This window comes from Glutamicibacter uratoxydans (assembly GCF_006539925.1).
GTDB lineage: Bacteria > Actinomycetota > Actinomycetes > Actinomycetales > Micrococcaceae > Glutamicibacter > Glutamicibacter uratoxydans.
In genome coordinates this window covers 19,194-40,754 of the sequence record NZ_BJNY01000013.1, presented here as the reverse complement: position 1 = coordinate 40,754, position 21,561 = coordinate 19,194, and the positions used below count along the sequence as shown (strand labels likewise).

Here is a 21,561-nt window from a genome sequence, read left to right as displayed (position 1 = left end):
CTAAGTCAGCTCCCCGTATACGCTGATGGCCATCCGCTGCGGAAGTCAAAATCCCACAAACGCCGCGATTCCAGATACCAGAAATAGGCAAACAAGCTGATCTGATACCACTCGATGATGAACACTGTTTGTGCGATGCCGCTAAGCTTCAGGATCGGCCAGGCAATCAAACCAGCCCCCATGAGATACAGCAGGACCGCGTAGTGGATCCTTTTGCCTCCGCTGGTGTCATCGGCACAGAGCGACCGGTGGCCAAGATGGCTGGCGATTGCCACACCCATCGAGGTAATCAGCAGCGCCGCGGCGCTGGTGTGGACCCACGCAAATTCGGTGCCTTCGATGGCACGCCACAGAACCAAGATCAGGAATGCCGCGAGCAGCACGGCGCATCCGATGCTCAGATACTTCGTCCAAGAGCTGAAGAGGAATTCTCCCTTGGGCCAGCGGTTGGTTCTCATTCCAAGAAAGACGAAAACCGCACTCACAATGATGATGGCAGCGATGCCCACTCGCACCGAAAGAATCTGTTTCTGCTGCGCGTCTGGATCCAGCAGTTTCAGCGAGTTTCCCAGTTGGGTTGGCACCAAGGCGATGAACATTGCGTAGAATCCTGCGAGGTTCAGTGCGAAGTCTTCCAGCGGCGGGCCTGAATAAACCACCAGGAGTACTCCTGTAGTAACCATCATTGCTACGAACAGATCCCGGGCAGGGCCCAAATAGTAGGAGCTGATCGAGTCTTCGACGCGGTGGTTCACCACGGCATAGACGATGATGGCCACGATCATGAGCAGCGGAACGACAAGGAGCATCAAGCGCACATAGCGCAGCGTGTCTTGTCCATATGACGATCTGACCTCATGACTCATGCTTGCATTCTGCATTGCCGGGCAACTTCGTGTGAAGAGATGACAAGCCTCGGCGCGTCGGCGAGGTTATCGGCCGACGCGCCGAGACTTGGAGAAGCCGCCGGTGCTATGCCCCGATCTTCTTGCGATAGATCACCAGGGAAAGGACCCATGCAACGCCCATCAAACCGACCAGCCAGGCCAGCGCAATCCAGATGCTGCCACCGGCGCTTTGGCCATCGAGCAGGGAACGGATTGAGTCGACGATTGCAGTCACCGGCTGGTTCTGTGCGAACCAGGCCACCGGGCCGGGCATTGACTGTGTTGGAACGAAAGCGGAACTGATGAACGGCAGGAAAATCAGTGGATAGCTGAACGCGCTCGCGCCGTCCACGCTTTTGGCGCTGAGGCCTGCAACGACCGCGATCCACGTCAGCGACAGCGTCGTGACCGCCAGAATTCCGGCAACAGCAAGCCAGGCTAGGAATGAGGCATGGGAACGGAAGCCGCACAAGAAGGCGACGGCTACGACAATCAACAGCGATGCCGCATTGGCCGCTAGCGACGTCAGCACATGCCCCCAAAGGATGCTTGACCTGGAGATCGGCATTGTCTGAAGCCGGGGGATCAGACCATCGCTCAAGTCCAGGAACAGTCGATAGGACGTGTAGGCGACGCCGGAGGCAATGGTAATGAGTAGGATTCCGGGGAGAAGATAGTTGACGTACGGCTCAGATCCAGTGGACTGAAGTGCACCGCCGAAGACGAAGACAAAGAGCAGCATCATGGCAATCGGAGTGACCGCTGTGGTGATGATGGTGTCGGGGCTGCGCAGGATATGCCGCAGCGATCGGCCGGTGAGGATCCTTGTTTCCTGAAGTGCCGCGATGCTCATGACTGGGCTCCTTCTTCGACGTTGGCGGATGGCGAGACGAGGCTGAGGAAGATGTCTTCGAGGGTTGCCTGCCGAACTACCTGTTCCACGCGTGGAGCAGGCATCAGGGTCCTCAGTTCTGCCAAGGTGCCTTCTTGGATGATCGTTCCTTCGTGGAGGATCGCGATCCGATCGGCAAGTTGTTCTGCCTCATCTAAATACTGGGTTGTCAGCAGCACTGTGGTTCCAGCCGCTGCCAGATCTTTGATCGACTGCCAGGTCTGGATTCGGGCTTGGGGATCAAGCCCTGTGGTCGGTTCATCGAGTATTACCAGCAGAGGATCGCCCACGAGGCTCATGGCAATGTCCAGACGTCGGCGCATGCCTCCGGAATATGTGGAGACTTTCCGTGCTGCGGCATCGGTGAGGTTGAAGCGCTCCAGCAGGCCATCTGCGATTTTTCCTGCGTGAGGCAGCTTGCGCAGCCGCGCGATGAGTTCCAAGTTTTCTCGGCCGGTGAGCACGGCGTCGGTGGCGGCGAACTGTCCGGTGACGCTCAAGGAAGCTCGCACCTGTGCTGGCTCAGCGGAGACATTGAAGCCGTTGACCATTGCCTTGCCTGAATCCGGTTTGAGAACGGTGCTCAGGATTTTTACCAGCGTAGTTTTACCTGCGCCATTGGATCCGAGCAGTGCGTAGATGCTGCCGGATGGGATGCTGAGATCCACTCCTCGCAGCACATCGAGGTCGTTGAATGATTTATGCAGCGAATGAACTTCTACGGCATTCATGGTTCTTGTCTTTCTGATTCGGATTCGGCGCGGTTGATCGACTCGATCAGGCGATTGCGTTCCTTGTCGATCCAGCGTTCTCCGCCGTAGGCCTTCGTGAAGTCTTCGGCGAATTCCACAGGATCGTCGGAAACGATGTCGCGGATCGGAGTCTGTTCGGCAGCGGCTGCTTCAAGGAGATCTGCTAGATCCGAGAGCATGTCGACGAGGATTTGTCCGTCGGTGACGCCTCCCTGGTAGAGGAAGTAGCGCTGCAGGGCGGCTGCTGTTTCTGCGTACGGCCGTGGCAGGGCCTTGAGCCTTGCTGAGCTCAACTTGTACTGCTTCTTCTGTTCGAGGGATCCGGTGAAGGTTTCGATCCATTTGGCGGCCATGATTAGTTTCCTTTGCTTGTGTTGTTTTGATTTGGAAGGTGGTTGATGCGTTCAACCAGTTGATTCCAGGTGCTCCAGAACTCGTTGAGTTCTAGTTGTCCGGCGGCATTGAGCGTGAAGACTTTCCGCGGAGGGCCCTTTTCTGATGCGACCTTCTCGACGCTGACCAATGACTTCCGCTCGATTCGGACCAATAGGGCATAGATCGTGCCCTCGGCAATATCGGTGAAGCCCCGGTCGCGCAGCTCTGCGGTAATTTCGTAGCCGTATGCTGGGCGCTCGGCGAGGATGGAAAGAACAATGCCTTCGAGTGTGCCTTTGAGCATTTCTGTCATCTGTGTTCCCATGCGTTTCACCCCTCTCTACTTAGCGTTGTTAAGTACAAGTAGATAGTAGAACTAAGTACCACTATTTAGCAACACTTAGTACTGAAGTTTTTTTGGGCATTGGAAAGACCCGAACTTGACTTGGGGAAGTGTGAAATTATTGAACGTGCCGTTGATCGATAGCTAGTGTGGCGCCATGGAACCTAGGCATGAGTGGCGCATCATTGACCAAGAACGTGCACGGCTTGATTCGCTGTTTTCGGATCTTAATGCAGACAGCTGGAACGCAAAGAGTCTCTGCAACAACTGGTCGGTCCAAGAAGTAGCAGCCCACCTCAGCGCCGCCTCGCAAACGGGGTCAACAGCCTGGCTGGTGAATATGGCTCGCTGTGGATTCAACACGGATCGACACAATCAGCGTCTCCTGGAGCAGTTCGTCGGCACAAGCTTTGACCAGACTTTAGCCCGTTACAAGGAAGGGATTTCGGCGCGGAAAGCGCCGTTGGGTTCAAGGATGGGCTTGTTGGGTGAAGTCATCGTCCACGGGCAGGATATTGCCCGGGCGCTGGGCAGAAAGTTCAATCCTGCGCCTGAAGCCGTGCTGCTGGTAGCCGAGTTCTTTTCTTCCAAAGACTTCGCGGTAAACAGCAGGAGCATGATCAAGTCGATCTCAATCGTCGCTGATGACCAAGATTTCACGGCAGGTTGCGGTCCAGCCGTACACGGCGAGTTGCTTGATCTGGTCATGGCAATGGCTGGGCGCAAACAGAGTTTGCAGAGCCTGTCCGGTCCAGGCCTGTCGAAGTTGACGGCCGCAATGGCATAGGACCCCGTGGCGCATGTTCGAGCAGAACATGCCACGGGGTCCTGGAGGATGAACTTTCGGTCTATCTATTCAACGGCTCGGCACCACTGCTGCTGCCAGTGGATTCTCCAAGTCTCCGGCGTAGAGCAGACCGCCTGATTGGTCGCTCAGATCAAGCATCTGCTGGTTATTTCGAAGCTGAAGGCGATTGAGGCAAGACAGCGGGAAGGTTTCGGCAAAGAGCCCCAGTTGATCAAAATACTCGGCGAACTGCGGGTGCTCGGCCCTATAGGACAGCAGGCTCTCTGCCACAATGGCCCAGAAAGAGCTTTCCGGTACCAGTCCTTCACCATCCAGTAAGGGAGCTAGGAATCTGAAGAACGAGTCGAAGATATCGGTAAACACCGAAAGCACCGGATCTCCTCCCGTGCGGACTCGCCGGATTTGCTCCGGCAGTTCGACCCTGTCGGACAGCACAGCAATTTCCTCGCCAAGATCCTTCAAAAGTACGCGTTCAACCAGCCCGTCCTTGAGGACCATGATGACATTCTCGCCGTGGGGCATAAAGACCAGATCATAAGCGGCAAGACAGTGAACCAATGGAATGAGGTAGGCGTCCAAGTACTGCCGCAGCCACTTTTCCGGAGCAACCCCGCTGCTCCTAATGAGTGCGGCAGCGAAGGAGCCTCCCTGTGCATCAACATGCAAAAGGCTGGCCATGGTGGCCAAGCGCTCGCCGTCATTGAGCATTCCAATTGGAGATTCCCTCCACAGTGCGGCCAGCATCTTGCGCTGCGCCGCTGCAGCATTCGTGGCTGCTTCGAATTGTGGGTTCCGATAGCCTACGGCCGCAATCTCGCGCAGCAGTGCGACAGGCTGGGAACGGAGCACTGGATCGCTGTTGAACAGTTCGCCGAGCCATTGGTTGATAGCGGGAGTGACCTTCATGTATTCGGCACTCAACCCGCGCATGAATCCCATGTTCAAGATCGACATTGCCGTCTTCACGTAGTGCCCTTCGGGACGGTCTACGTTGAAAAACGTGCGGATCGATTGCTGTGCTTGATACTGTTCCGAGGCCGTCCCCAGCCACACGAGCTGCTTGCGGGCGATGTCGTTGGCGAAGGTAATCGAGAGCCTGTTTTCCCACTGCCACGGATGCACCGGAAGCAGAAGATAGTCCGAGGCTTCCAGCCCGGTGCCCACAAGCGTCTGGCTAAGCACACGTTCGAAGCGCTCCCGGTCGGCTGGGCTCAGTTCGGAGGCCAACAGTGATTCATAGTCTTGGGAGTCAATGGAATTGAACTGCGCGCGGGAACGATGCGCGGCAGCCCAGCCCAAGCGCACCGCTGACCCGGTCTCCGGAGCGAAGCGAAGATAATCGGATCGGCCAAGCCCCAACCGGCCGTTGTTCGCGACAAAGCACGGATGTCCTTCTGTCATCGAGGACTCAATGCGCTGGAACGACTGGGCCGCGGTGCCGGCGAATTGCGCAAGCTGGGTGCTGGTGGACTGAGAATGCAGTTGCTTGTAGCAATGGCTGGTGAGTGTGGAAGATAGTTCTTCGAGATACGTTGGAAGCTGGGCAGCAGACAAAGTCAGCTCAGTTTGGAACAGCGTCACGAAATCCAGCACGTCAATGTCTGCAGGCGTCCACTGGCCCGTGGCATAGACCTCATGGCGTAGGCTTTCAGGATCCACCACCCAATGGTTCAGCTGATATCGGCGGGCGCTGAAGAGATAACGATGGTTTTCCTTGTGCACGCTGAACTCGCCGTGTCCATGTCCAGCGGGATCAAGCAGCCGTTCATGGCTGAACTCTCCCAGCGCCTTGGCAAGAACGTGGCGATTGGCAGTTTCCCAGCGCTGCGGAGATAGGTAGGTCGCGGCAGATACGACACCGGTGGCCTGCTCAAAGTCGGTTCGAGTAAGAACTGAAAGCAGCGCATCTTTGATAGAACCATCATGTTCAAGCAGCTGTACCGGGGCAATCACTTGGAAGCCGACCCTTGCGTTCAGGGCGTGTATAGCCTTGTTGCGAATGTCCGGCTCGACAATGATCCGCTCCACCGATGGATCGTCGAAGGCGTGCTTGACCGCAGCAGTCATCGCATCGAGCGTAAAGCCGGATTGCGACTCCTGTACTTTTGGCGACAAGAAATGCAGTCCCCGGTCGCCGGAAACGTATGCGTAGCGCCCAGATAAGGGTGAAGTGGCTGGATCATAGAGCTCGATCAGAAATCGCTCTTCCCCTTCTTGCAGTCCTAGGAGGACTTGGTAGTCATCTGTGTTTGCCAGCTGTTCGTATTCAGCGAGAATTTGGTCCTGCGAAGCATCGGGCATACCCCAGAAGGCGGCATGGTCATTGGCAATCCACGAATGCAGCAATGCTGCATCGTCAGGGAGAGCGAGCGGGCGAAAGGAGAAAGTCATGGGAATCCTATACGTTGCTTGAAGTGGACGTTGGAAGGCAGTCGAGCGAAGCGGCGCCGAATTGCTGGAATGCTACGCGCTCTTCTACCTGATAAGCAGTTGTCGAAGTGATGCGGTTGAGCAGTACGGAATTGCGATAGGCACCCATGCCCAGGTCGGGCGCGGTGAAACCGTGGGTATGCAGCTCGGCATTCTGGACGAAGATGTCTTGGAAAGCACCAATGGAGTAGTTGCGGTCGACGTCGTACCGGCCGTCGGCAAGGAAATTCACGCGGTCTTTGATTCCTTCGAGGAAGGAAGGGATCTCTGCCCGGTATCCTGTCGCCATGACCAAGTGATCCGACGCGAAGCGCAGCTGTTCATTTGTCCGCTCATGCAGGAGCGTCACGTCGAGGCCGTTGGGGGAGCAGTCGATGGATTGGGCAACGCAGCCGGTTCTCAGATGGACATTGACTGTTTGTTCGATGCTGCGCTGGTAGAGCTCTTCGTGAATCTCATTAATCAGGTCGGCGTTGATGCCCTTATATAAGCCCTTTTGCTGCGAGGAAAGACGATCCCGTTCGGACTGCGGGAGCGCATGGAAATGGTCGATATATTCGGGAGAGGTCATTTCCAAGGTGAGCTTGGTGTACTCCAGCGGGAAGAAGCGTTCCGAACGGGTAGCCCAAACGAGGTGGTCGTCTTCTGGAAGGCTGCGCAAAAGGTCCAGGAAAACCTCTGCGGCGCTTTGGCCGCTGCCGATCACCGTCGTGACGTGGGGTCGTTCGCGTGGCGTAGCGAGCAGCTCGTCCCGGTTAAAGACGTAGTCGCTGGTGTGGATGAGACGTCCTGTGGCTGAGCCGGCGACGATCGGCGGGATAAACGGCTTGGTTCCGGTCCCGAGGACGAGCTTGTCTGCAGTGAATTCCGTGATGCCGGTATCGGTGAGGACCGAAAGCTGATATCTGCCTTCTGCATGGGAAACTGCCAATACCTGGTGGTTGAAGCGGACGCTGTCCAGGCCCTCGGCGGCCCACGCCAAATAGTTGCTGTACTCCTGTCTCAGAGCATAGAAGTCTTCTCGGATGTAGAAGGGATAGATCCGATTCTGGGTTTTCAGGTAGTTCAAGAACGAGTAGCGGTTCGTGGGGTCCGCCAAAGTGACAAGATCTGCCATGAACGGTACTTGGAGATGCGTTCCGGGCAGCATCATCCCTGGGTGCCAAACAAACTTGTCCTTGGCTTCGAATACGGCTACGCGAAGATTGGGCAGCGGCTCGGCAAGCGCCGCAAAACCCAGGTTGAAAGGTCCGGCACCGATGGCGATGACATCGAAGTGCTTCATAGGTTTGCTCCAGTGTTTTGTTCGTCGAGGATTGCCCGTCCGACCCGGCAGATGGCGTCGAGGATCTGGGAGATATCGCTCAAGGTGGTATTTGGATTCAAGAGGGTGAGCTTCAGCAGCCGCTGGCCATTGACGGTGGTAGCGGCGATCATGGCTTCGCCGCTGGCATGCAGGCGTTTGCGGATGAGATTGATGAACGCATTGGCCTCGTGCTGGGGGTAAGTGTCTGCCGGCAGCGAATATCCGAAGACGAGTGTGCTCAGCTGCACCGGTGCAACGAGGAAAAGTTCGTCGCGTACCGCGATTTCGCGCTCGGCCATTTGTGCGAGTGAAATAACCTGGTCAAACATGGATCCGAGCTCTTTGACGCCAAGGGTTCGCAATGAAACCCAGAGCTTGAGCGCGTCGAATCGTCGGGTCGTCTGCAGCGACTTGTCGACTTGGTTGGTGCTTTGGGCCGCTTGATCACGTGGGTTCAAGTACTCGGAGTAATGGGCGATTGATTGGAAGCTGTCGGCGTGCCGCACAACTAGAGCACTTGAGCCAATGGGCTGGAAGAACGATTTGTGGAAGTCCAGGGTCACGGAGTCTGCAAGTTCAATGCCTTCCAAGCGTTCCTTGTGGATGTGGGAAATCAGCAGGCCGCAGCCGTAAGCCGCGTCGACATGCAGCCATGCGCCGACCTGATCGGAGATCTGCCGCAGTTCGATCAGCGGATCAATTGCCCCGAAATCGGTAGTTCCCGCGGTGGCGCTGATCGCCATCGGGACGAGCCCGGCTGCCATGTCAGTTTCCAGCTGTAGTTGCAGGGCTTTGGCATCCATGCGATGCAGATCATCGGTTTTGATAGCAATGGCTGCCTCGGTTCCCAATCCCAGCAGCATTGCGGCATTGCGGATTGAGAAATGAGCGTCTTCGGAGCAGTAGATTCTGAGCTTGCTCAACCTTTCGGGAAATGACCCGGCTAGTCGCCCTGCAGCGCGATTCCGTGCAATGAGCATGGCTTGAAGATTTGATTGGGTTCCGCCAGACGTGAATATCCCGTCTGCTTCGGCTGGAGCGAAGCCGATGAGCTCGGCGCTGAAGTCAATAAGCTTACGTTCGATCAGTGTAGCCCCAGCGCTCTGATCGAACGTATCCATGGAAGTGTTAATGCTCGTGACCAGTGATTCCGCGGCCACCGCTGGGATAAGCACGGGGCAGTTCAGATGCGCCGCATACTTGGGATCGTGGAAATAGATCGCGTCGTGCAGGTACAACTGCGAAAGTTCGGAGAGCGTCTCATCCAAAGAGCTCAACGGTGTGCTGAGATCCACCGCTTCGATTGCAGGCTTGAGTTCGTCTGCAGTTGCGCCAGTACTCGGTGATGACACTCGGGCGAGGTGGCTCGCCGCATGTTGCAGTGCTTGAATGCTCTGCCCAGTAAATTCGCCAGTCGTTCCGGAGTTAAGCAGTGCGGGAAAGGAAACTGGCGTGTCAGACAAGGTGTCTTGAAAAGTCGGAGTGGGGATACCCAAGGGCATGCTCCTTGATCTGCGATCGATTGATATTTGGTCAGGCTCACCTAACTGAAACTATTAACATCACACACTAATTAGTTAATGCAAGCCGACTAACTGGAGGCGGGGTTGCCGAAAAATCGGATGAAGGTATGTTGGAGTCATTTGATGATCTCAATTAATAGCATTTGACTAGTCATTTTGATGGCAGTGAGATGGTATTCGCGCGATCGTTGCTCTAGACGGTCCTCGAGATGCAAGTGGCAGAAATTCGTAGAATCGGATGACGTTAAAAAAGTGACGTATTTGGCTTTGAGAGTGATAGGTTTCCTCTGAACTGATCGAAAGGCATGAAGTTGTCGGAACTCCAAGGGCAGAAACGCCTTGTGGCATCCAATGCTGCAGACGCGGCGGGACGCGGGCTGAGCGATTTCACGTTGGAAATGCTTTTTGTGGTTACGCTCAGTGCCTCGGCTTTTCAGATGGGACTGCTGAATGCGCTGGGCTCTGTCGCGTTCGTAGTTGCAACCATTCCTGCCGGCTATCTGGTGGACAAGATCAGCGCGCTGAGAATTCTGCGCTTAGGCCTTGGCGCCAAAGTAGTTCTTCTCGCCTGTCTGCTGATGCTGACAGTCACTCAAACACTGAATATTGCCGTTGGCTTGGTGCTGGCCACGTTGCTTGGATTCTGCAATGTATTCTCAGAGACGTCGCAAGTCGCGGCAGTTCCTGAGGTAGATCGAGGGCGCAAGTCCCTTGGAGCTCTCATTGCCCGATTGGCAGCTGCAGACCAAGCGATCGGTATTATCATTCCTGCAGTTGCTGGTACCCTTTTTGCCCTATTGGGTGCTGCCCCGCTCCTTGCCGCCAGCCTGACCCTTGCTTTGGCAGCGTTGGGATTAGCCTATGCAATTCACCGTGCCAGAGATCCGCACAAAGATGCCCCTGCAGTGGACGCAAGCTTGCGGGGTGATGTGAGCTTCTTCGGGGGAGTTAGATATTTGTTTAGCAACCGCACCCTGGTCGCACTAACTTTTTCTGTAATGTTCTGCAATCTCGGCCTCGCCATCGGTTCGGCAGTCGAAGGAATTTTTGTGGTTAATGAACTGCAATTCGGCGCTCAAGGGTACGGCGTCTATGCAGCAGTGGGTGGCATCGGAGGACTGATTGGAGCTGCGGTTTCATCGCGGCTGGCCCAGCGGTTCACTCCCGTCCAGCTTGCAGTCCCAAGCGTCGCTGGCCAGATCGTGTTCTCGGGATTCGTCCTGCTGGCGAATTTCACAGACCGGCATTGGGCAATGATCCTCCTGGTAGTACACGCACTTGGCTGGGGTGTTGTGGTCATCGTATTCAACATTGCCGTCTCGACCTGGGTTGTGGAAGTTACCCCGGAAGATCTTCTGGGACGTTTACTCAGTGCCCGCCGGCTTTTCACCTTTGGTGTCGTGCCGCTGGGCGGATTACTGGGCGGCTATCTGGGCAGTACGTTTGGGATATACATTGCGCTGGCAGCGTGGGTTGGTTCGTCCCTGATGGGATTGCTGTGCTTCGCCGTATTCAAGCCGCGGAGTTTCGACTCGCAGCTAGATGATCAGACGGAAGCAGTTGCAGAATAGGAGCCGGTAGGCTGGAAGCTGATCCGTTATCTAACAAAAGGCTGCTCAGCACGTGAAACTCGTAATCGACGCCAGATACACTCGAATCACGCATCACGACGGCATCAGCCGCTATACCGCAGGTCTGATTGAAGCCGTCCGCGGCAAAGCTGATGTCACCATGCTGATTCATGATGAGCGTCAGTTGAGGATGCTGCCGGAAGTTCCCTATCTAAAAGTCAGCTCTCCTACGAGCGCATTAGAGCCATTTGTCGCCTTGCAGGTTAACAAGCTTCGACCTGACGTCGTCTTCTCTCCTATGCAGACTATGGGCACTTTAGGACGCCGGTATCCGGTTATTCTGACTTTGCATGATTTGATCTATTATTCCCACCCTCATGCACCAAAGTTTCTTCCAGCACCAATTCGCTGGGGTTGGTATCTCTTCCATCAGGTCTATTGGCCGCAGAGAGTCTTGCTCAACCGGGCAAATGCGGTGGCAACCGTGTCCGAGACAAGTGCCGGGCTCATGCGTCGGCATCACCTGACACGTAAACACATCGGCCTAGTCTCCAACGCCCCCAGTGGATCTTTTTCCTCGCGAGACACCAGAGTTCCTCCTCGGAAGACTCTGCTTTATATGGGCTCCTTCATGGAATATAAAAACGTGGAAACCCTGATTATCGCGATGGCCGAGCTCCCTGACTACGAATTGCATTTGCTCAGCACCATTGCGCCCGAGCGCAAAGATGAACTGGAACAGCTGATATCAGACGGATCGCAGGTTGTTTTCCATAATGGAGTCAGCGACGAGGAATACGAAGAGTTGCTGCGAGAGTGCACTGCCCTAGTCACGCTGTCCAGGGAAGAAGGCTATGGGCTTCCATTGGTCGAAGCCATGAGCATGGGGACGCCGGTTGTGGTGACGGACATGCCGATCTTCCGCGAGGTTGCCGGTGAGGATGCACTTTTTGCATCTCCAGACGATCCGATGCAATTCGCGTGCAATGTTCGACAATTGGACGATATTGAAACTTGGAAAAATTACTCGCGCCGGGCGCTGAAGCGTGCTTCCAATTACTCTTGGGAACGATCTGCTGAGCAATTGCTCGATCTTGCGCAATATGCGATAGATCACAAATAGGGTTTTGGATTCACTTGAGCTCAGGGCGGCGGGTGAACGAGCAGAATTCCCGATAATTCACGGAAAATGGCTTGTTCTCCGGCGGTCGGTCCTGGATTTGAATACCGGGACTGGCTAGTGCTAAGGTATTACACGTTGCAATCCTCCATAGCTCAATTGGCAGAGCATTCGACTGTTAATCGAAGGGTTACTGGTTCAAGTCCAGTTGGAGGAGCGAAAGAAGCTCCGAATTACTTTTTGTAATTCGGAGCTTCGTTTTTATTCGTTTTGGAATCTAGAAATTGACTTCGGAATCCAGCAGCGAACTTTCTTCTGATAGTAGACGTATTCCTCTCCGAAGCGTCGGCGAAGATCAGCCTCCTCATCTGGCCTGACAAGCCAATGCCAAAATACCGCGCCTGATAATGCGTAAAGAACCACAAGCCACGAACCTAAGATAAGTCCCACCGCGATTCCTTGGGCTATGCCGGCAACGGCCATTGGATTTCTGAGCCATGCGTAGGGCCCGCTGACGACCAATCGAGAAGGCATCTGGGAAGGCAGGGGAGTTCCTCGCCCCTTGATGGACATGCAGAACGCAGACCATAGTCCGAGTGCTGTCCCCAGGAATAACAGGAGCATCCCTAGGCTTGTCGCGGTCAAAGTTCTCGGGAGAGCCAAACCTGCACGCGCTTCAAAGGACGCGACAGCCCATGGGACGACGACAAGAAAAACCAACCAGAAGAAGAGCGTCTGGCCGCTGGTTTTGAGGATGTAACTACTGGTGGAAGTCCGAGCTGCTGTATGAAATGCGAATGGTCCACGAAGCAGCAAATGGGTGGGAAGTCGAGGAAAGTAGAGAATTGCACCGCAAGAAATGGTGAATCCAGTGGCGAGCGTCATGAGGAGCGATCCCCATCCTGCCTCACCGGTGATGCAGGTGTAAGAAACCATGAATGTGGTCATAGCTACGGTGTATGGCACAAGCACGATTAAGGCGCACTTATGACCGAAAGCTGCCAGTGCCGAGGGCAAAACGAAGAGTGCAAGGTCGAGGAAAAGAATGGCAGTAAGCGGCAATGCCGACAAAGTTGCATGGCGTACGTCCGGGACCTTGAACACCAGTATCCACCACACAACAGCAAGGACGCACTGTGAAGCGAAGTAGCCGCGTGAAAGATCGCGAACCAGATTGTGGAACTTTACCAGCATAGGCTTCAGCCTAGAGTAATTGCTTGGTTCTAGATGATTTCCCCCGTCGAGGCCTATTAGCAGTGGCATTAGCCGTGACACGCAAAGGCATCACATCAGTACCAAGCTGTGAGCGGCCTCTGGTGGAAATTTGATGCGTTCAGGATTTTGATTCCAGACCAAATGACGATACATTTTTATCTGTATTCCTCCATAGCTCAATTGGCAGAGCATTCGACTGTTAATCGAAGGGTTACTGGTTCAAGTCCAGTTGGAGGAGCCAGGAAAGCTTTCCAACCGCTCAACACGGTTGGAAAGCTTTTTTCATTTCCAGGTTGGTCGTGTCTTTGGTCACTGGCGGGATCCGTGAGAATTTAGTGCATCTCTTAGAGTCGTGGCTAATCAGACGATAGACTTTCGATTCGAGAAGAGATACACCCATGGCATGAGACATAGCTGTGGGTTTTACGCCTGAAGACTGAGTCGTCGAGTGCAACGCGGGTGCTAGCGTAAGTTGTACCGGTTGCCCGGCGATCAAGAATATGGAGAAGCCATGTCTGAAGCTGAATCGACACAAACTGATGACAGTTTGAAGTCGAGCGTCAAGAGTGCCAAGGAACAGGTCAACGGACTCAAAGAACTTGTTCCGCAGCAGATTTCCGACGAGATCAAGCTGGCGACCACCCTGCTTAAGAGCAAGGGAATCAGCCTAGGAGTTGCGGCGGCCTTAGCTGTTGGCGCTCTAGTGGTTGTTCTGCTTTTCGTGATCGCCGTGGTGGTGACGCTGGTGAACGTACTGTCGATTTGGCTGCCGGGCTGGGCCGCCGGACTGATCGTCACCGGTTTCTTTTTGATTGTTGCCCTAATCCTGGCCTTGGTCGGGTACAGGAAAATCAAGAAGGCCATGCCGCTAACTCCAGATGCCGCGATACGAGGCCTGCGCCACGATATCGGTGTGCTTAAGGAAGGAAGCAGCTTTGATGTGAGTTCATTGGACGAACCGCTTCGCAAGAAGTCGGATGACGAGGACAAGAACAACAAGTCCAAGGAACCAAAGGCTCCGGCTCCTACTGCCGACGAACTTGTGCTGCGCACCAAGCGCCGCCGCCGTCAGATTCAGGCGCTGCGTGACAATCTGGGCGAGAGTATCCAGGTGCCACTGGCCAAGGTCAACAAGGTTCGCAATTTTGCTGAATCCACTGGTGACAAGGTTGGCGGCGCAGCTGCCAAGGTCCGCAGCTTCGTTCGACCTTCGTCTTCAAATACTGAAGACCAATCGGAGGCTGACAGGGCCAGCGCTGAACGAATGGAAAAAGCCAAGCCCTTTGTGGTGATTGCAGGTTCTGCTGCCGCGCTGGGCGCGGTAATTCGTAAGCTCGTCAAGCGTTCCTAAACTTATTCTTCATCCGTCGGACTGCCAACCGACTAAAGCTACGACACTGAGGCCAGAAAGGCACTGACATGGTTTGGATCGCTATCTTAGCGGCTCTATGCAGTGCCTTTTGCCTTGCCTTTGGAGCGCACTTTCAGGCAATGGCAGTGCGTACTTCGGTCGATGGCCTAGAACTTCGCCTCGGCAATATCGGCAAGCTTGTTTCCAATGGACGGTGGATGGGCGGCTTGCTGCTCATGATCCTGGGCATGGCCTTGAATGTATTTGCCTTGGCCAACGCGCCATTGACGGTTGTCCAGCCAATTGGCGCGATTGCCTTGGTCATAACGGCTCTCGTCAATGCCCAAGAAACCGGAATGACGCTGAACAAGCCGACGATCTTGGCCATCATCAGCTGCATGGTGGGTTCGGCGAGCTTTGTGCTAATGGCCATCATGGTCATCAACGACGACCAAACCATGACAGAAGCCGAAGCTCATCTCATTGAGATCATCTTGGCTGTAGTTGTAGCGCTGGTGGGCATTGCAGCGGCAATCTTCCATAAGAGGCTCGGAGCTTTCTTCTACATAGCTGCCGCAGGTGTCCTGTTCGGCTTCGTCGCAGTATTGGTCAGGATGATCGCAGTGACGGTCCTGCACATTGAAGAATCCACCGTCAGCAGCCTGCCTTGGCTGGCCGGATTGTCGGTGGCTGTCGCAGGCCTGCTGGGATCCTATTTCGTTCAGAAGGCTTACTCGAAGGGTCCTCCGGATTTGGTCATCGCCGGGCTGACGGTCATCGATCCGATTGTCGGTATAGCCATTGGCGTCATGATCCTGGGAGAACTTCGCCCGGATGTCCCACTTTTGCTGACAGCCGCCATGGTGGTTGCAGGTGTTCTAGCAATTATCGGTGTCGTGGCCCTATCGCGGCACCACCCAGATGTTGTTGAACGTAAAGCGAAGCGTGCAGAGCAACACGCACGCGACGCGCATCAATAAATTCCAGATTTGTGCAGCGTTGCACGAGAACAAAAAGTACATGTAGAAGAACGACAAAGGATGCTTGTGGCCGAGGAAAAACCGCTGACCATCGTCATCGCTGCCGATACCTATCCACCAGACGTGAATGGTGCGGCCATGTTCTGTTTCCGCCTTGCGACGGCCATGCATGCACGAGGGCATCGCGTCCACGTGCTCGCTGTTCGAGGCGAAGCTGGGGACACCTTCACGGAGGTACGCGACGAAGCGATTGTTCATCGATTGAAATCCCACTCGGTTCCAACCCACGAGTATTTTCGAATTGTCTTTCCATGGGAAGTTAATCGAAAGATCGACAAGCTTCTCGATGAGATCAACCCGGACGTGGTTCACGCCCAAAGCCACTATATGATCGGCCAAGAAACCTTGTCGTGGGCACGTAAAAATCAGGTTCGGTCTGTGGCGACGAACCACTTCATGCCCGAAAATCTGGACCCGTTCCTGCCATTTCCAGTGTGGTTCAAGAAAATTGTTGCCAGGAATTCGTGGAAAGACATGGGCAAGATCTTCGGACAGGCAGATGCCGTCACAACGCCAACGCCCTTGGCTGCAAAGGCCATGCGCGAGCGGGCAAAACTAAAGAACGTGATGCCGCTGTCCAACGGGATTGAAGTGGGAAACTACGAGTTGGAAGACGGCGAGACCATCACCAAGAATGATGCTCCCACCATTCTGTTCGCCGGTCGCCTTGCTGTAGAGAAAAATGTCAATGAATTGATCGAGGCGCTTGCCTTGATGAAAAGTGTTCCACAGGCGATATTGGAAATCGTCGGCGGGGGAGAACAGCGCAAGTTCTTGGAAAAGATCGTTGCTGAGCATCATCTTGGCGCCCGCGTGCGCTTCCTGGGCCATGTTTCGGATGAAGAGCTGCGACGGGCATACCTTCGCTGTGATGTCTTCTGTCAGCCGGGAACCGCTGAGCTGCAGTCACTGGTGACCTTGGAAGCGCTCTCAGCGTCGAAGCCAGTGGTCCTCGCCAACGCCATGGCGCTTCCTCACCTTGTAGATGAAGGAGTCAACGGCTATCTGTTTAGGCCCGGAGACCGACAGGACTTGGCCGACAAATTGGACAGAATCCTGAGCATGGATGAAGCTGGCCGAGCGAAGCTTGGAGCTGCTGGACACAACAAGGTGATGAACCACGCTCAAGACAAAACGATGAATGCCTTCGAAGCTCTTTATCGCGGTGAAAGCATCAGCGCGCACTGAAAACTGTCGTTACTGTCGTGGTACTCGAATCGGTGTTTTGGCATGTGATGCCCTAGAATATTTCAGGTGTGCAAAGACATTATGTGCTTGGCATATGGTTCGGGGAGTTAGCTCAGTTGGTTAGAGCAGGGGACTCATAATCCCTTGGTCGTCGGTTCAAGTCCGTCACTCCCTACCAAAGACAATCGCCCGGTGACCTGTGAGAACAGGTTGCCGGGCGATTCTTGGTTCATGGCCGAATGGCTACTTTTGCCGAAATTTTGGTTTCAGAAATCAAGGATGAGCGGCGTCTGCAGGTCGGCTAGTGCAGTTCACTGGCAAGTTGCCTGCTTGTCTTGCCTGTGATCTGCAACGCATGCCAAGATCGAGACAGTCGACGGAAATGGCTTTTCGGACCGCCTGTGATTGGACTCGTCGTCGCCGAGGAAAAGCCTCCGTCAAATCCTGTAAATGGGTCCGAACCCGGACTTCACTACCCAGACGGTCCGATATATTCGCCGGTGACAAGGTATTTGAGTGAAAGCACCGACGGAAGTAGCGGACAAGGCTGAACCGATGAGAAAAATTCCGGTGAACACCCCAGGTTGTGCTTCGTGCTTCATTGCCTTTGCGTTCTTGAAAAATCTACAAGATGGTGTCGCATTATCGAATAAATTGAATGCATCGCCTTCGACTAGGCTTTAAGAAAAACTTACATGTGGAAGGAATAGAGCGATCCTCTCGTCAATTTTCCGAAAAACCCCGACGAATACTGCGGTGCTAGAGATTGCCTTCGTTTTGATAGCAATTCTTATGATTACGTGGATCGATCCTCCAAATGGGCTGGACCTCAAGGTTTATCGAGAGGGCGGTTTGGCGCTGCTTAACAACCCCAGCTCGCTCTACGATCCCATTCTCGGGCCGGTGAATGACCCCGGATTGCCTTTCACCTATCCACCTTTTGCAGCACTGCTGTTTATTCCGATTGCGGTGCTGCCCTTTAATGCATCCCTGCTTTTGGCTACGGTGGCTTCGCTGGTTATCACCCTGCTGATTGGCCATGATCTGGCACAGCGCGTAGCAGCCCGATGGGCGCATCTGCAACCATATTTCACCACGCTGACCATCAGCTCATTGCTGGTTATTTCTGGCCCCTTTAGGGATACCCTATGGTTCGGTCAAATCAATATCCTTATATTGGGTGCTTGCTACCTAACCTTCGTGAGGTTCAAGTCTCTGACTCCATTTGTCATCGCAGTAGGCATTTTCGCCGGGATTAAGCTGACTCCGATCGCATTGCTCATCCTGCCTCTGGCAATGAAGCAGTGGCGGGCGATGTTCATTGGAATTGCCTCGTTCGTGGGGACTCAGGTGATCGGCCTTTTGGTTTCGGCGCACAACACCATTCACTACTGGACTGTGGTGCTCCGTGATCCGACGCGCGTCGGGGATTTGAGTTTTCTGGACAACATTTCACTGCAAGCCGTCATTGATCGCTCTGGACTTTCCCAAGGCGTTTGGTTCGTGATTGCGCTAGCTGTGGGTGTTTCTTTCATCGCCTTGCTGTGGAAAATTGCTCCGCTGGTCGACCGCGCTGCCTTGATCGGCGTCGCTTCGGCTTGCCCGCTGCTTGTTTCGCCGGTCAGTTGGTCGCACCACTGGGTATGGTGGCCGATTATTGCTTACGGTTGGTTCTGCGTCGCCAGTCTGATGCTTAACCCGCTGAATAAGCTTGCTATTGCCCTCACCACAGTGTCCAGCATCGCGCTGGTGATCGCGCCAAAGTATGTGGTCAATCTCGTTGGTATTTATCCCGGCGGCCCGCTGCCGATCTGGGCGTATGTCATTCCAACGATCCCAGTGCTGGCGAATATTATTTGCCTGTATCTTTCACTGGGCAGCATCAAAACCAAAGCGCCTGCCGTTCGCGAAGACGTCTTGCTCTAGTCTGCGGTTACTAACAATAAGTTTTCTCCCTGTTTGATCTTCAAGCAGGGAGAAAGTTTTTTTGTGCCTAGGCCAGTGGAAGCAGGATCGACGGACGCAGGTCTTTGATCAATAGCGCCGGATCAATATATTCACCATCTAACCGAACACCCCAATGTAGGCACCGATTAGAACAGTGCGCGCCGGTAGAGACCGTGCCGATTTTGGAGCCGGCCTCAACCCACGTGCCCACCGATAGGTCGCTTTCGGCAGGCTCGAGACTTGTTTTGAAGCCTGAACCGTGGTCGATGACGATCACAGGCCGATCCACGACTGTCGAACGAAACGTCACCCTGCCCTTATTGGGTGCATAGATTTGGTCACCTTGATCCGCCGACAAGTCGATGCCTCGGTGGCCCGAGGACCAGCGCTGTTCTGGCTTGTCGAACGGAACCAGGATTCTTGGTTCGCCTGCGGTCGGCCAACTCCATCCGGACTCTTGGCGCAGCATTTGCGTCGGGGTCTGGGGGAGTGTTGGAACGCTCGCGGGGCTCGAGGTCAGTGACGCTACAAGGGCGATGGCTTGGATCGTGGCTAGGAGCAGGTGTTTCTTCATGGTTCAAGGGTGGGATGGGCGTACGGTGCCGAGCCTCATAATGATGCCGATTGTGGGCAACTTTTGTGGAGCTAGATCACCTTTCATCCCGTGCCGCTGCTCATAACCGGTGTAGTACACTTGAGATTGCAGTTTTCTTACTTAGCCGTGTCCAAAATGGGCCGGTTTCATCAGGAAATTGACTTCGCGTACAAGCTCTTCCGCCGTGGATGGTGGAAACCGGCAGTTCCAGTGGTCCGAGAGAATCGGTGGACGCCGGGCAGGATGCCAAGCATTCCGGGGTTTGTACTAGGGCGGATGAACACAACGTTGATCTGCAACAACCCAAACCAACTAGGGCAGTTACCGCGGGCGTTTGCGCGCCCGGTCCGCTACTGCTGAAAGGAGTTGCGACATGCCAGTCGTAACCATGCGAGAGCTGCTGAACAGCGGCGTCCACTTCGGCCACCAGACCCGTCGCTGGAACCCAAAGATGAAGCGCTTCATCCTGACCGAGCGCAACGGCATCTACATCATCGACCTGCAGCAGTCGCTGTCGTTCATCGACCGCGCCTACGACTTCGTCAAGCAGACCGTTGCACACGGCGGCTCGATCCTGTTCGTCGGCACCAAGAAGCAGGCTCAGGAAGCAATTGCTGAGCAGGCTAACCGCGTTGGCCAGCCATACGTGAACCAGCGCTGGCTCGGCGGTATGCTGACCAACTTCCAGACCGTCTCCAAGCGCGTTCAGCGCATGAAGGAACTGGAAGAGATCAACTTTGACGATGTTGCCGGTTCGGGCCACACCAAGAAGGAACTGCTGCTGCTGAAGCGCGAGCTGACCAAGCTGCAGAACAACCTCGGTGGTATCCGCAACCTGAACCGCACCCCATCGGCAATCTGGATCGTTGACACCAAGAAGGAACACCTGGCAATCGACGAAGCTCAGAAGCTGGGCATCCCTGTTGTCGCCATCCTGGACACCAACTGCGACCCAGACGAAGTTACCTACCCAATTCCGGGTAACGACGACGCTATCCGCTCCGTCAACCTGCTGACCCGCGTTGTTGCCGACGCTGTGGCCGAAGGCCTCATCGCCAAGAACAACAAGGCTGCAGGCAAGACCGAGGGCGCCGCTGAGCCACTGGCTGAGTGGGAGCGCGAGCTGCTTGAGGGCGAGAAGGCTAAGGCCGAGGCTGCTGCCGAGACCGAGGCTCCAGAAGCCAAGTAGTCATTTTGATGACTCTCGGAGTTTGCCTGCAGGCGCTAACCTGCCTGTAGGACAACTCCAAACTCTCGTGGGACGGGTTGGTGATCCGACCCGTCCCACGGGCAAACTAACTTGAAAACTCCTAGCTGAATGGGATTGCACGTGGCAAACTACACCGCTGCTGATATCAAGGCACTGCGCGAGCGCACCGGCGCCGGCATGATGGACGTTAAGAAGGCTCTGGACGAGGCCAACGGCGACGCCGAGAAGGCCATCGAGATCATTCGCGTCAAGGGCCTGAAGGGCGCTACCAAGCGCGAAGGCCGTTCGACCGCCGAGGGCCTGGTTGCCGCCAAGGTCGAGGGCAAGGTCGGCGTCATGATCGAGATCAACTGCGAGACCGACTTCGTTGCCAAGAACGACAAGTTCATCACCCTGGCAAACAAGGTTCTGGACGCAGCTGTTGCTTCCGGCGCTGCAGACGTTGAGGCTCTGCTGGCATTCGAGGTTGACGGCAAGACCGTTGGCGACACCGTCATCGAAGAGGGCGCAATCCTCGGCGAGAAGGTTGTTGTCCGCCGCGTATCCCGCGTTGAGGGCGAGCACGTTGCTGCTTACCTGCACAAGACCAGCAAGGACCTGCCTGCACAGGTTGGCGTTCTGCTGGCCGTTGACTCCGCTTCGGAAGCCGCTGCAGCCATCGCACACGACGTTGCTGTGCACACCGCCGCAATGGCTCCTACCTTCCTGACCCGCGACGAGGTTCCAGCAGAGAAGGTTGCCGACGAGCGCCGCATCGCTGACGAGACCGCTCGCGCCGAAGGCAAGCCAGAGGCTGCACTGACCAAGATCGTTGAAGGCCGCCTGACCGGCTTCTTCAAGGAGATCGTCCTGGTTGACCAGGCTTTCGCCAAGGATGCCAAGAAGTCCGTCGGTTCCGTACTGGAAGAAGCAGGCACCAAGCCTGTTGCTTTCGCACGCTTCCGCGTCGGCGCCTAAGCATTTTCGCTTTCGCCGGCTGACTAAAGCATTTCGCGGCGGTTGACCCCG

Annotated in this window: 19 protein-coding genes and 3 tRNA genes; 12 read left to right on the top strand and 10 right to left on the bottom strand. The window is 55.1% G+C overall.

What is annotated here, in order from left to right; all coding sequences use genetic code 11:
- Window positions 1-5: 5 nt before the first annotated feature.
- The 5 genes from AUR04nite_RS12005 to AUR04nite_RS11985 all read right to left on the bottom strand — a co-directional run bounded on the left by AUR04nite_RS12005 (window position 6) and on the right by AUR04nite_RS11985 (window position 3,231).
- Entirely contained in the window at window positions 6-866 is an 861-nt protein-coding gene (locus AUR04nite_RS12005; RefSeq protein WP_141365326.1) for a hypothetical protein, read from the bottom strand.
- A 106-nt stretch (window positions 867-972) separates the two neighbouring features.
- Window positions 973-1,740 (bottom strand): ABC transporter permease, encoded by a 768-nt coding sequence (locus tag AUR04nite_RS12000; protein ID WP_141365324.1) that lies wholly within the window; start codon window positions 1,738-1,740, stop codon window positions 973-975.
- A complete protein-coding gene (locus tag AUR04nite_RS11995) occupies window positions 1,737-2,510 on the bottom strand; it encodes an ABC transporter ATP-binding protein (RefSeq protein ID WP_141365322.1) in 774 nt (257 codons plus the stop codon). The genes AUR04nite_RS12000 and AUR04nite_RS11995 overlap by 4 nt, the downstream gene beginning before the upstream one ends.
- Window positions 2,507-2,884 carry a DUF1048 domain-containing protein gene (locus AUR04nite_RS11990; protein WP_141365320.1) on the bottom strand — a complete coding sequence of 126 codons (378 nt, stop codon included), beginning with the start codon at window positions 2,882-2,884 and terminating at the stop codon, window positions 2,507-2,509. The genes AUR04nite_RS11995 and AUR04nite_RS11990 overlap by 4 nt, the downstream gene beginning before the upstream one ends.
- 2 nt (window positions 2,885-2,886) lie before the next feature.
- Window positions 2,887-3,231 (bottom strand): PadR family transcriptional regulator, encoded by a 345-nt coding sequence (locus AUR04nite_RS11985; RefSeq protein WP_141365318.1) that lies wholly within the window; start codon window positions 3,229-3,231, stop codon window positions 2,887-2,889.
- Between the two features lie 175 nt (window positions 3,232-3,406).
- On the opposite strand from AUR04nite_RS11985, the gene AUR04nite_RS11980 reads away from it, so the two are divergent.
- Entirely contained in the window at window positions 3,407-4,036 is a 630-nt protein-coding gene (locus AUR04nite_RS11980) for a maleylpyruvate isomerase family mycothiol-dependent enzyme (RefSeq protein ID WP_141365316.1), read from the top strand.
- Between the two features lie 69 nt (window positions 4,037-4,105).
- On the opposite strand, the gene AUR04nite_RS11975 is transcribed toward AUR04nite_RS11980, so the two are convergent.
- The 3 genes from AUR04nite_RS11975 to AUR04nite_RS11965 are packed head-to-tail and all read right to left on the bottom strand — an operon-like array spanning window position 4,106 to window position 9,295.
- Window positions 4,106-6,448 carry a GNAT family N-acetyltransferase gene (locus tag AUR04nite_RS11975; protein WP_141365314.1) on the bottom strand — a complete coding sequence of 781 codons (2,343 nt, stop codon included), beginning with the start codon at window positions 6,446-6,448 and terminating at the stop codon, window positions 4,106-4,108.
- A 7-nt stretch (window positions 6,449-6,455) separates the two neighbouring features.
- A complete protein-coding gene (locus AUR04nite_RS11970) occupies window positions 6,456-7,772 on the bottom strand; it encodes a lysine N(6)-hydroxylase/L-ornithine N(5)-oxygenase family protein (protein ID WP_141365312.1) in 1,317 nt (438 codons plus the stop codon).
- Window positions 7,769-9,295, bottom strand: a complete 1,527-nt coding sequence (locus AUR04nite_RS11965) for a pyridoxal phosphate-dependent decarboxylase family protein (protein ID WP_141365310.1) — start codon at window positions 9,293-9,295, stop codon at window positions 7,769-7,771. Before AUR04nite_RS11965 ends, AUR04nite_RS11970 begins: the two co-directional genes overlap by 4 nt.
- 362 nt (window positions 9,296-9,657) lie before the next feature.
- On the opposite strand from AUR04nite_RS11965, the gene AUR04nite_RS11960 reads away from it, so the two are divergent.
- The 3 genes from AUR04nite_RS11960 (at window position 9,658) to AUR04nite_RS11950 (ending at window position 12,224) form a co-directional block, all read left to right on the top strand.
- On the top strand, window positions 9,658-10,887 hold the full coding sequence (locus AUR04nite_RS11960; protein ID WP_170184195.1) for an MFS transporter: 1,230 nt from the start codon (window positions 9,658-9,660) through the stop codon (window positions 10,885-10,887).
- A 52-nt stretch (window positions 10,888-10,939) separates the two neighbouring features.
- On the top strand, window positions 10,940-12,010 hold the full coding sequence (locus tag AUR04nite_RS11955) for a glycosyltransferase family 4 protein (RefSeq protein ID WP_141365306.1): 1,071 nt from the start codon (window positions 10,940-10,942) through the stop codon (window positions 12,008-12,010).
- A gap of 141 nt (window positions 12,011-12,151) precedes the next feature.
- Window positions 12,152-12,224, top strand: a tRNA-Asn gene (locus AUR04nite_RS11950).
- 44 nt (window positions 12,225-12,268) lie between these two features.
- Here the strand turns inward: AUR04nite_RS11950 and AUR04nite_RS11945 are convergent.
- Window positions 12,269-13,201, bottom strand: coding sequence for a methyltransferase family protein (locus AUR04nite_RS11945; protein WP_170184194.1), 933 nt, complete (start codon window positions 13,199-13,201; stop codon window positions 12,269-12,271).
- Between the two features lie 186 nt (window positions 13,202-13,387).
- On the opposite strand from AUR04nite_RS11945, the gene AUR04nite_RS11940 reads away from it, so the two are divergent.
- The 6 genes from AUR04nite_RS11940 (at window position 13,388) to AUR04nite_RS11915 (ending at window position 18,727) form a co-directional block, all read left to right on the top strand.
- Window positions 13,388-13,463 (top strand) — tRNA-Asn (locus AUR04nite_RS11940).
- Between the two features lie 240 nt (window positions 13,464-13,703).
- Window positions 13,704-14,573 (top strand): phage holin family protein, encoded by an 870-nt coding sequence (locus AUR04nite_RS11935; RefSeq protein ID WP_141365302.1) that lies wholly within the window; start codon window positions 13,704-13,706, stop codon window positions 14,571-14,573.
- Between the two features lie 68 nt (window positions 14,574-14,641).
- Window positions 14,642-15,553, top strand: a complete 912-nt coding sequence (locus tag AUR04nite_RS11930) for a DMT family transporter (RefSeq protein ID WP_141365300.1) — start codon at window positions 14,642-14,644, stop codon at window positions 15,551-15,553.
- A 60-nt stretch (window positions 15,554-15,613) separates the two neighbouring features.
- Window positions 15,614-16,801 (top strand): glycosyltransferase, encoded by a 1,188-nt coding sequence (locus tag AUR04nite_RS11925; RefSeq protein WP_141365298.1) that lies wholly within the window; start codon window positions 15,614-15,616, stop codon window positions 16,799-16,801.
- 101 nt (window positions 16,802-16,902) lie between these two features.
- Window positions 16,903-16,979, top strand: a tRNA-Ile gene (locus AUR04nite_RS11920).
- Between the two features lie 578 nt (window positions 16,980-17,557).
- A complete protein-coding gene (locus tag AUR04nite_RS11915) occupies window positions 17,558-18,727 on the top strand; it encodes a glycosyltransferase 87 family protein (RefSeq protein WP_141365296.1) in 1,170 nt (389 codons plus the stop codon).
- Window positions 18,728-18,794: 67 nt separating this feature from the next.
- Here the strand turns inward: AUR04nite_RS11915 and AUR04nite_RS11910 are convergent, their stop codons facing one another.
- Window positions 18,795-19,322 carry a M23 family metallopeptidase gene (locus AUR04nite_RS11910; protein WP_246055511.1) on the bottom strand — a complete coding sequence of 176 codons (528 nt, stop codon included), beginning with the start codon at window positions 19,320-19,322 and terminating at the stop codon, window positions 18,795-18,797.
- 394 nt (window positions 19,323-19,716) lie between these two features.
- On the opposite strand from AUR04nite_RS11910, the gene rpsB reads away from it, so the two are divergent.
- Both rpsB and tsf read left to right on the top strand, forming a co-directional pair.
- Entirely contained in the window at window positions 19,717-20,532 is an 816-nt protein-coding gene (gene rpsB / locus AUR04nite_RS11905) for a 30S ribosomal protein S2 (RefSeq protein ID WP_141365294.1), read from the top strand.
- Window positions 20,533-20,673: 141 nt separating this feature from the next.
- A complete protein-coding gene (gene tsf / locus AUR04nite_RS11900; protein ID WP_141365292.1) occupies window positions 20,674-21,510 on the top strand; it encodes a translation elongation factor Ts in 837 nt (278 codons plus the stop codon).
- Window positions 21,511-21,561: the final 51 nt, after the last annotated feature.

Bases quoted from the DNA above. Each gene is read 5' to 3' on its own strand.
- AUR04nite_RS12005 (WP_141365326.1), bottom strand. From the start codon at position 866: ATGAGTCATGAGGTCAGATCGTCATATGGACAAGACACGCTGCGCTAT.
- AUR04nite_RS12000 (WP_141365324.1), bottom strand. From the start codon at position 1,740: ATGAGCATCGCGGCACTTCAGGAAACAAGGATCCTCACCGGCCGATCG.
- AUR04nite_RS11995 (WP_141365322.1), bottom strand. From the start codon at position 2,510: ATGAATGCCGTAGAAGTTCATTCGCTGCATAAATCATTCAACGACCTC.
- AUR04nite_RS11990 (WP_141365320.1), bottom strand. From the start codon at position 2,884: ATGGCCGCCAAATGGATCGAAACCTTCACCGGATCCCTCGAACAGAAG.
- AUR04nite_RS11985 (WP_141365318.1), bottom strand. From the start codon at position 3,231: ATGGGAACACAGATGACAGAAATGCTCAAAGGCACACTCGAAGGCATT.
- AUR04nite_RS11980 (WP_141365316.1), top strand. From the start codon at position 3,407: ATGGAACCTAGGCATGAGTGGCGCATCATTGACCAAGAACGTGCACGG.
- AUR04nite_RS11975 (WP_141365314.1), bottom strand. From the start codon at position 6,448: ATGACTTTCTCCTTTCGCCCGCTCGCTCTCCCTGACGATGCAGCATTG.
- AUR04nite_RS11970 (WP_141365312.1), bottom strand. From the start codon at position 7,772: ATGAAGCACTTCGATGTCATCGCCATCGGTGCCGGACCTTTCAACCTG.
- AUR04nite_RS11965 (WP_141365310.1), bottom strand. From the start codon at position 9,295: ATGCCCTTGGGTATCCCCACTCCGACTTTTCAAGACACCTTGTCTGAC.
- AUR04nite_RS11945 (WP_170184194.1), bottom strand. From the start codon at position 13,201: ATGCTGGTAAAGTTCCACAATCTGGTTCGCGATCTTTCACGCGGCTAC.
- AUR04nite_RS11930 (WP_141365300.1), top strand. From the start codon at position 14,642: ATGGTTTGGATCGCTATCTTAGCGGCTCTATGCAGTGCCTTTTGCCTT.
- AUR04nite_RS11925 (WP_141365298.1), top strand. From the start codon at position 15,614: ATGCTTGTGGCCGAGGAAAAACCGCTGACCATCGTCATCGCTGCCGAT.
- AUR04nite_RS11910 (WP_246055511.1), bottom strand. From the start codon at position 19,322: ATGAAGAAACACCTGCTCCTAGCCACGATCCAAGCCATCGCCCTTGTA.
- rpsB (WP_141365294.1), top strand. From the start codon at position 19,717: ATGCCAGTCGTAACCATGCGAGAGCTGCTGAACAGCGGCGTCCACTTC.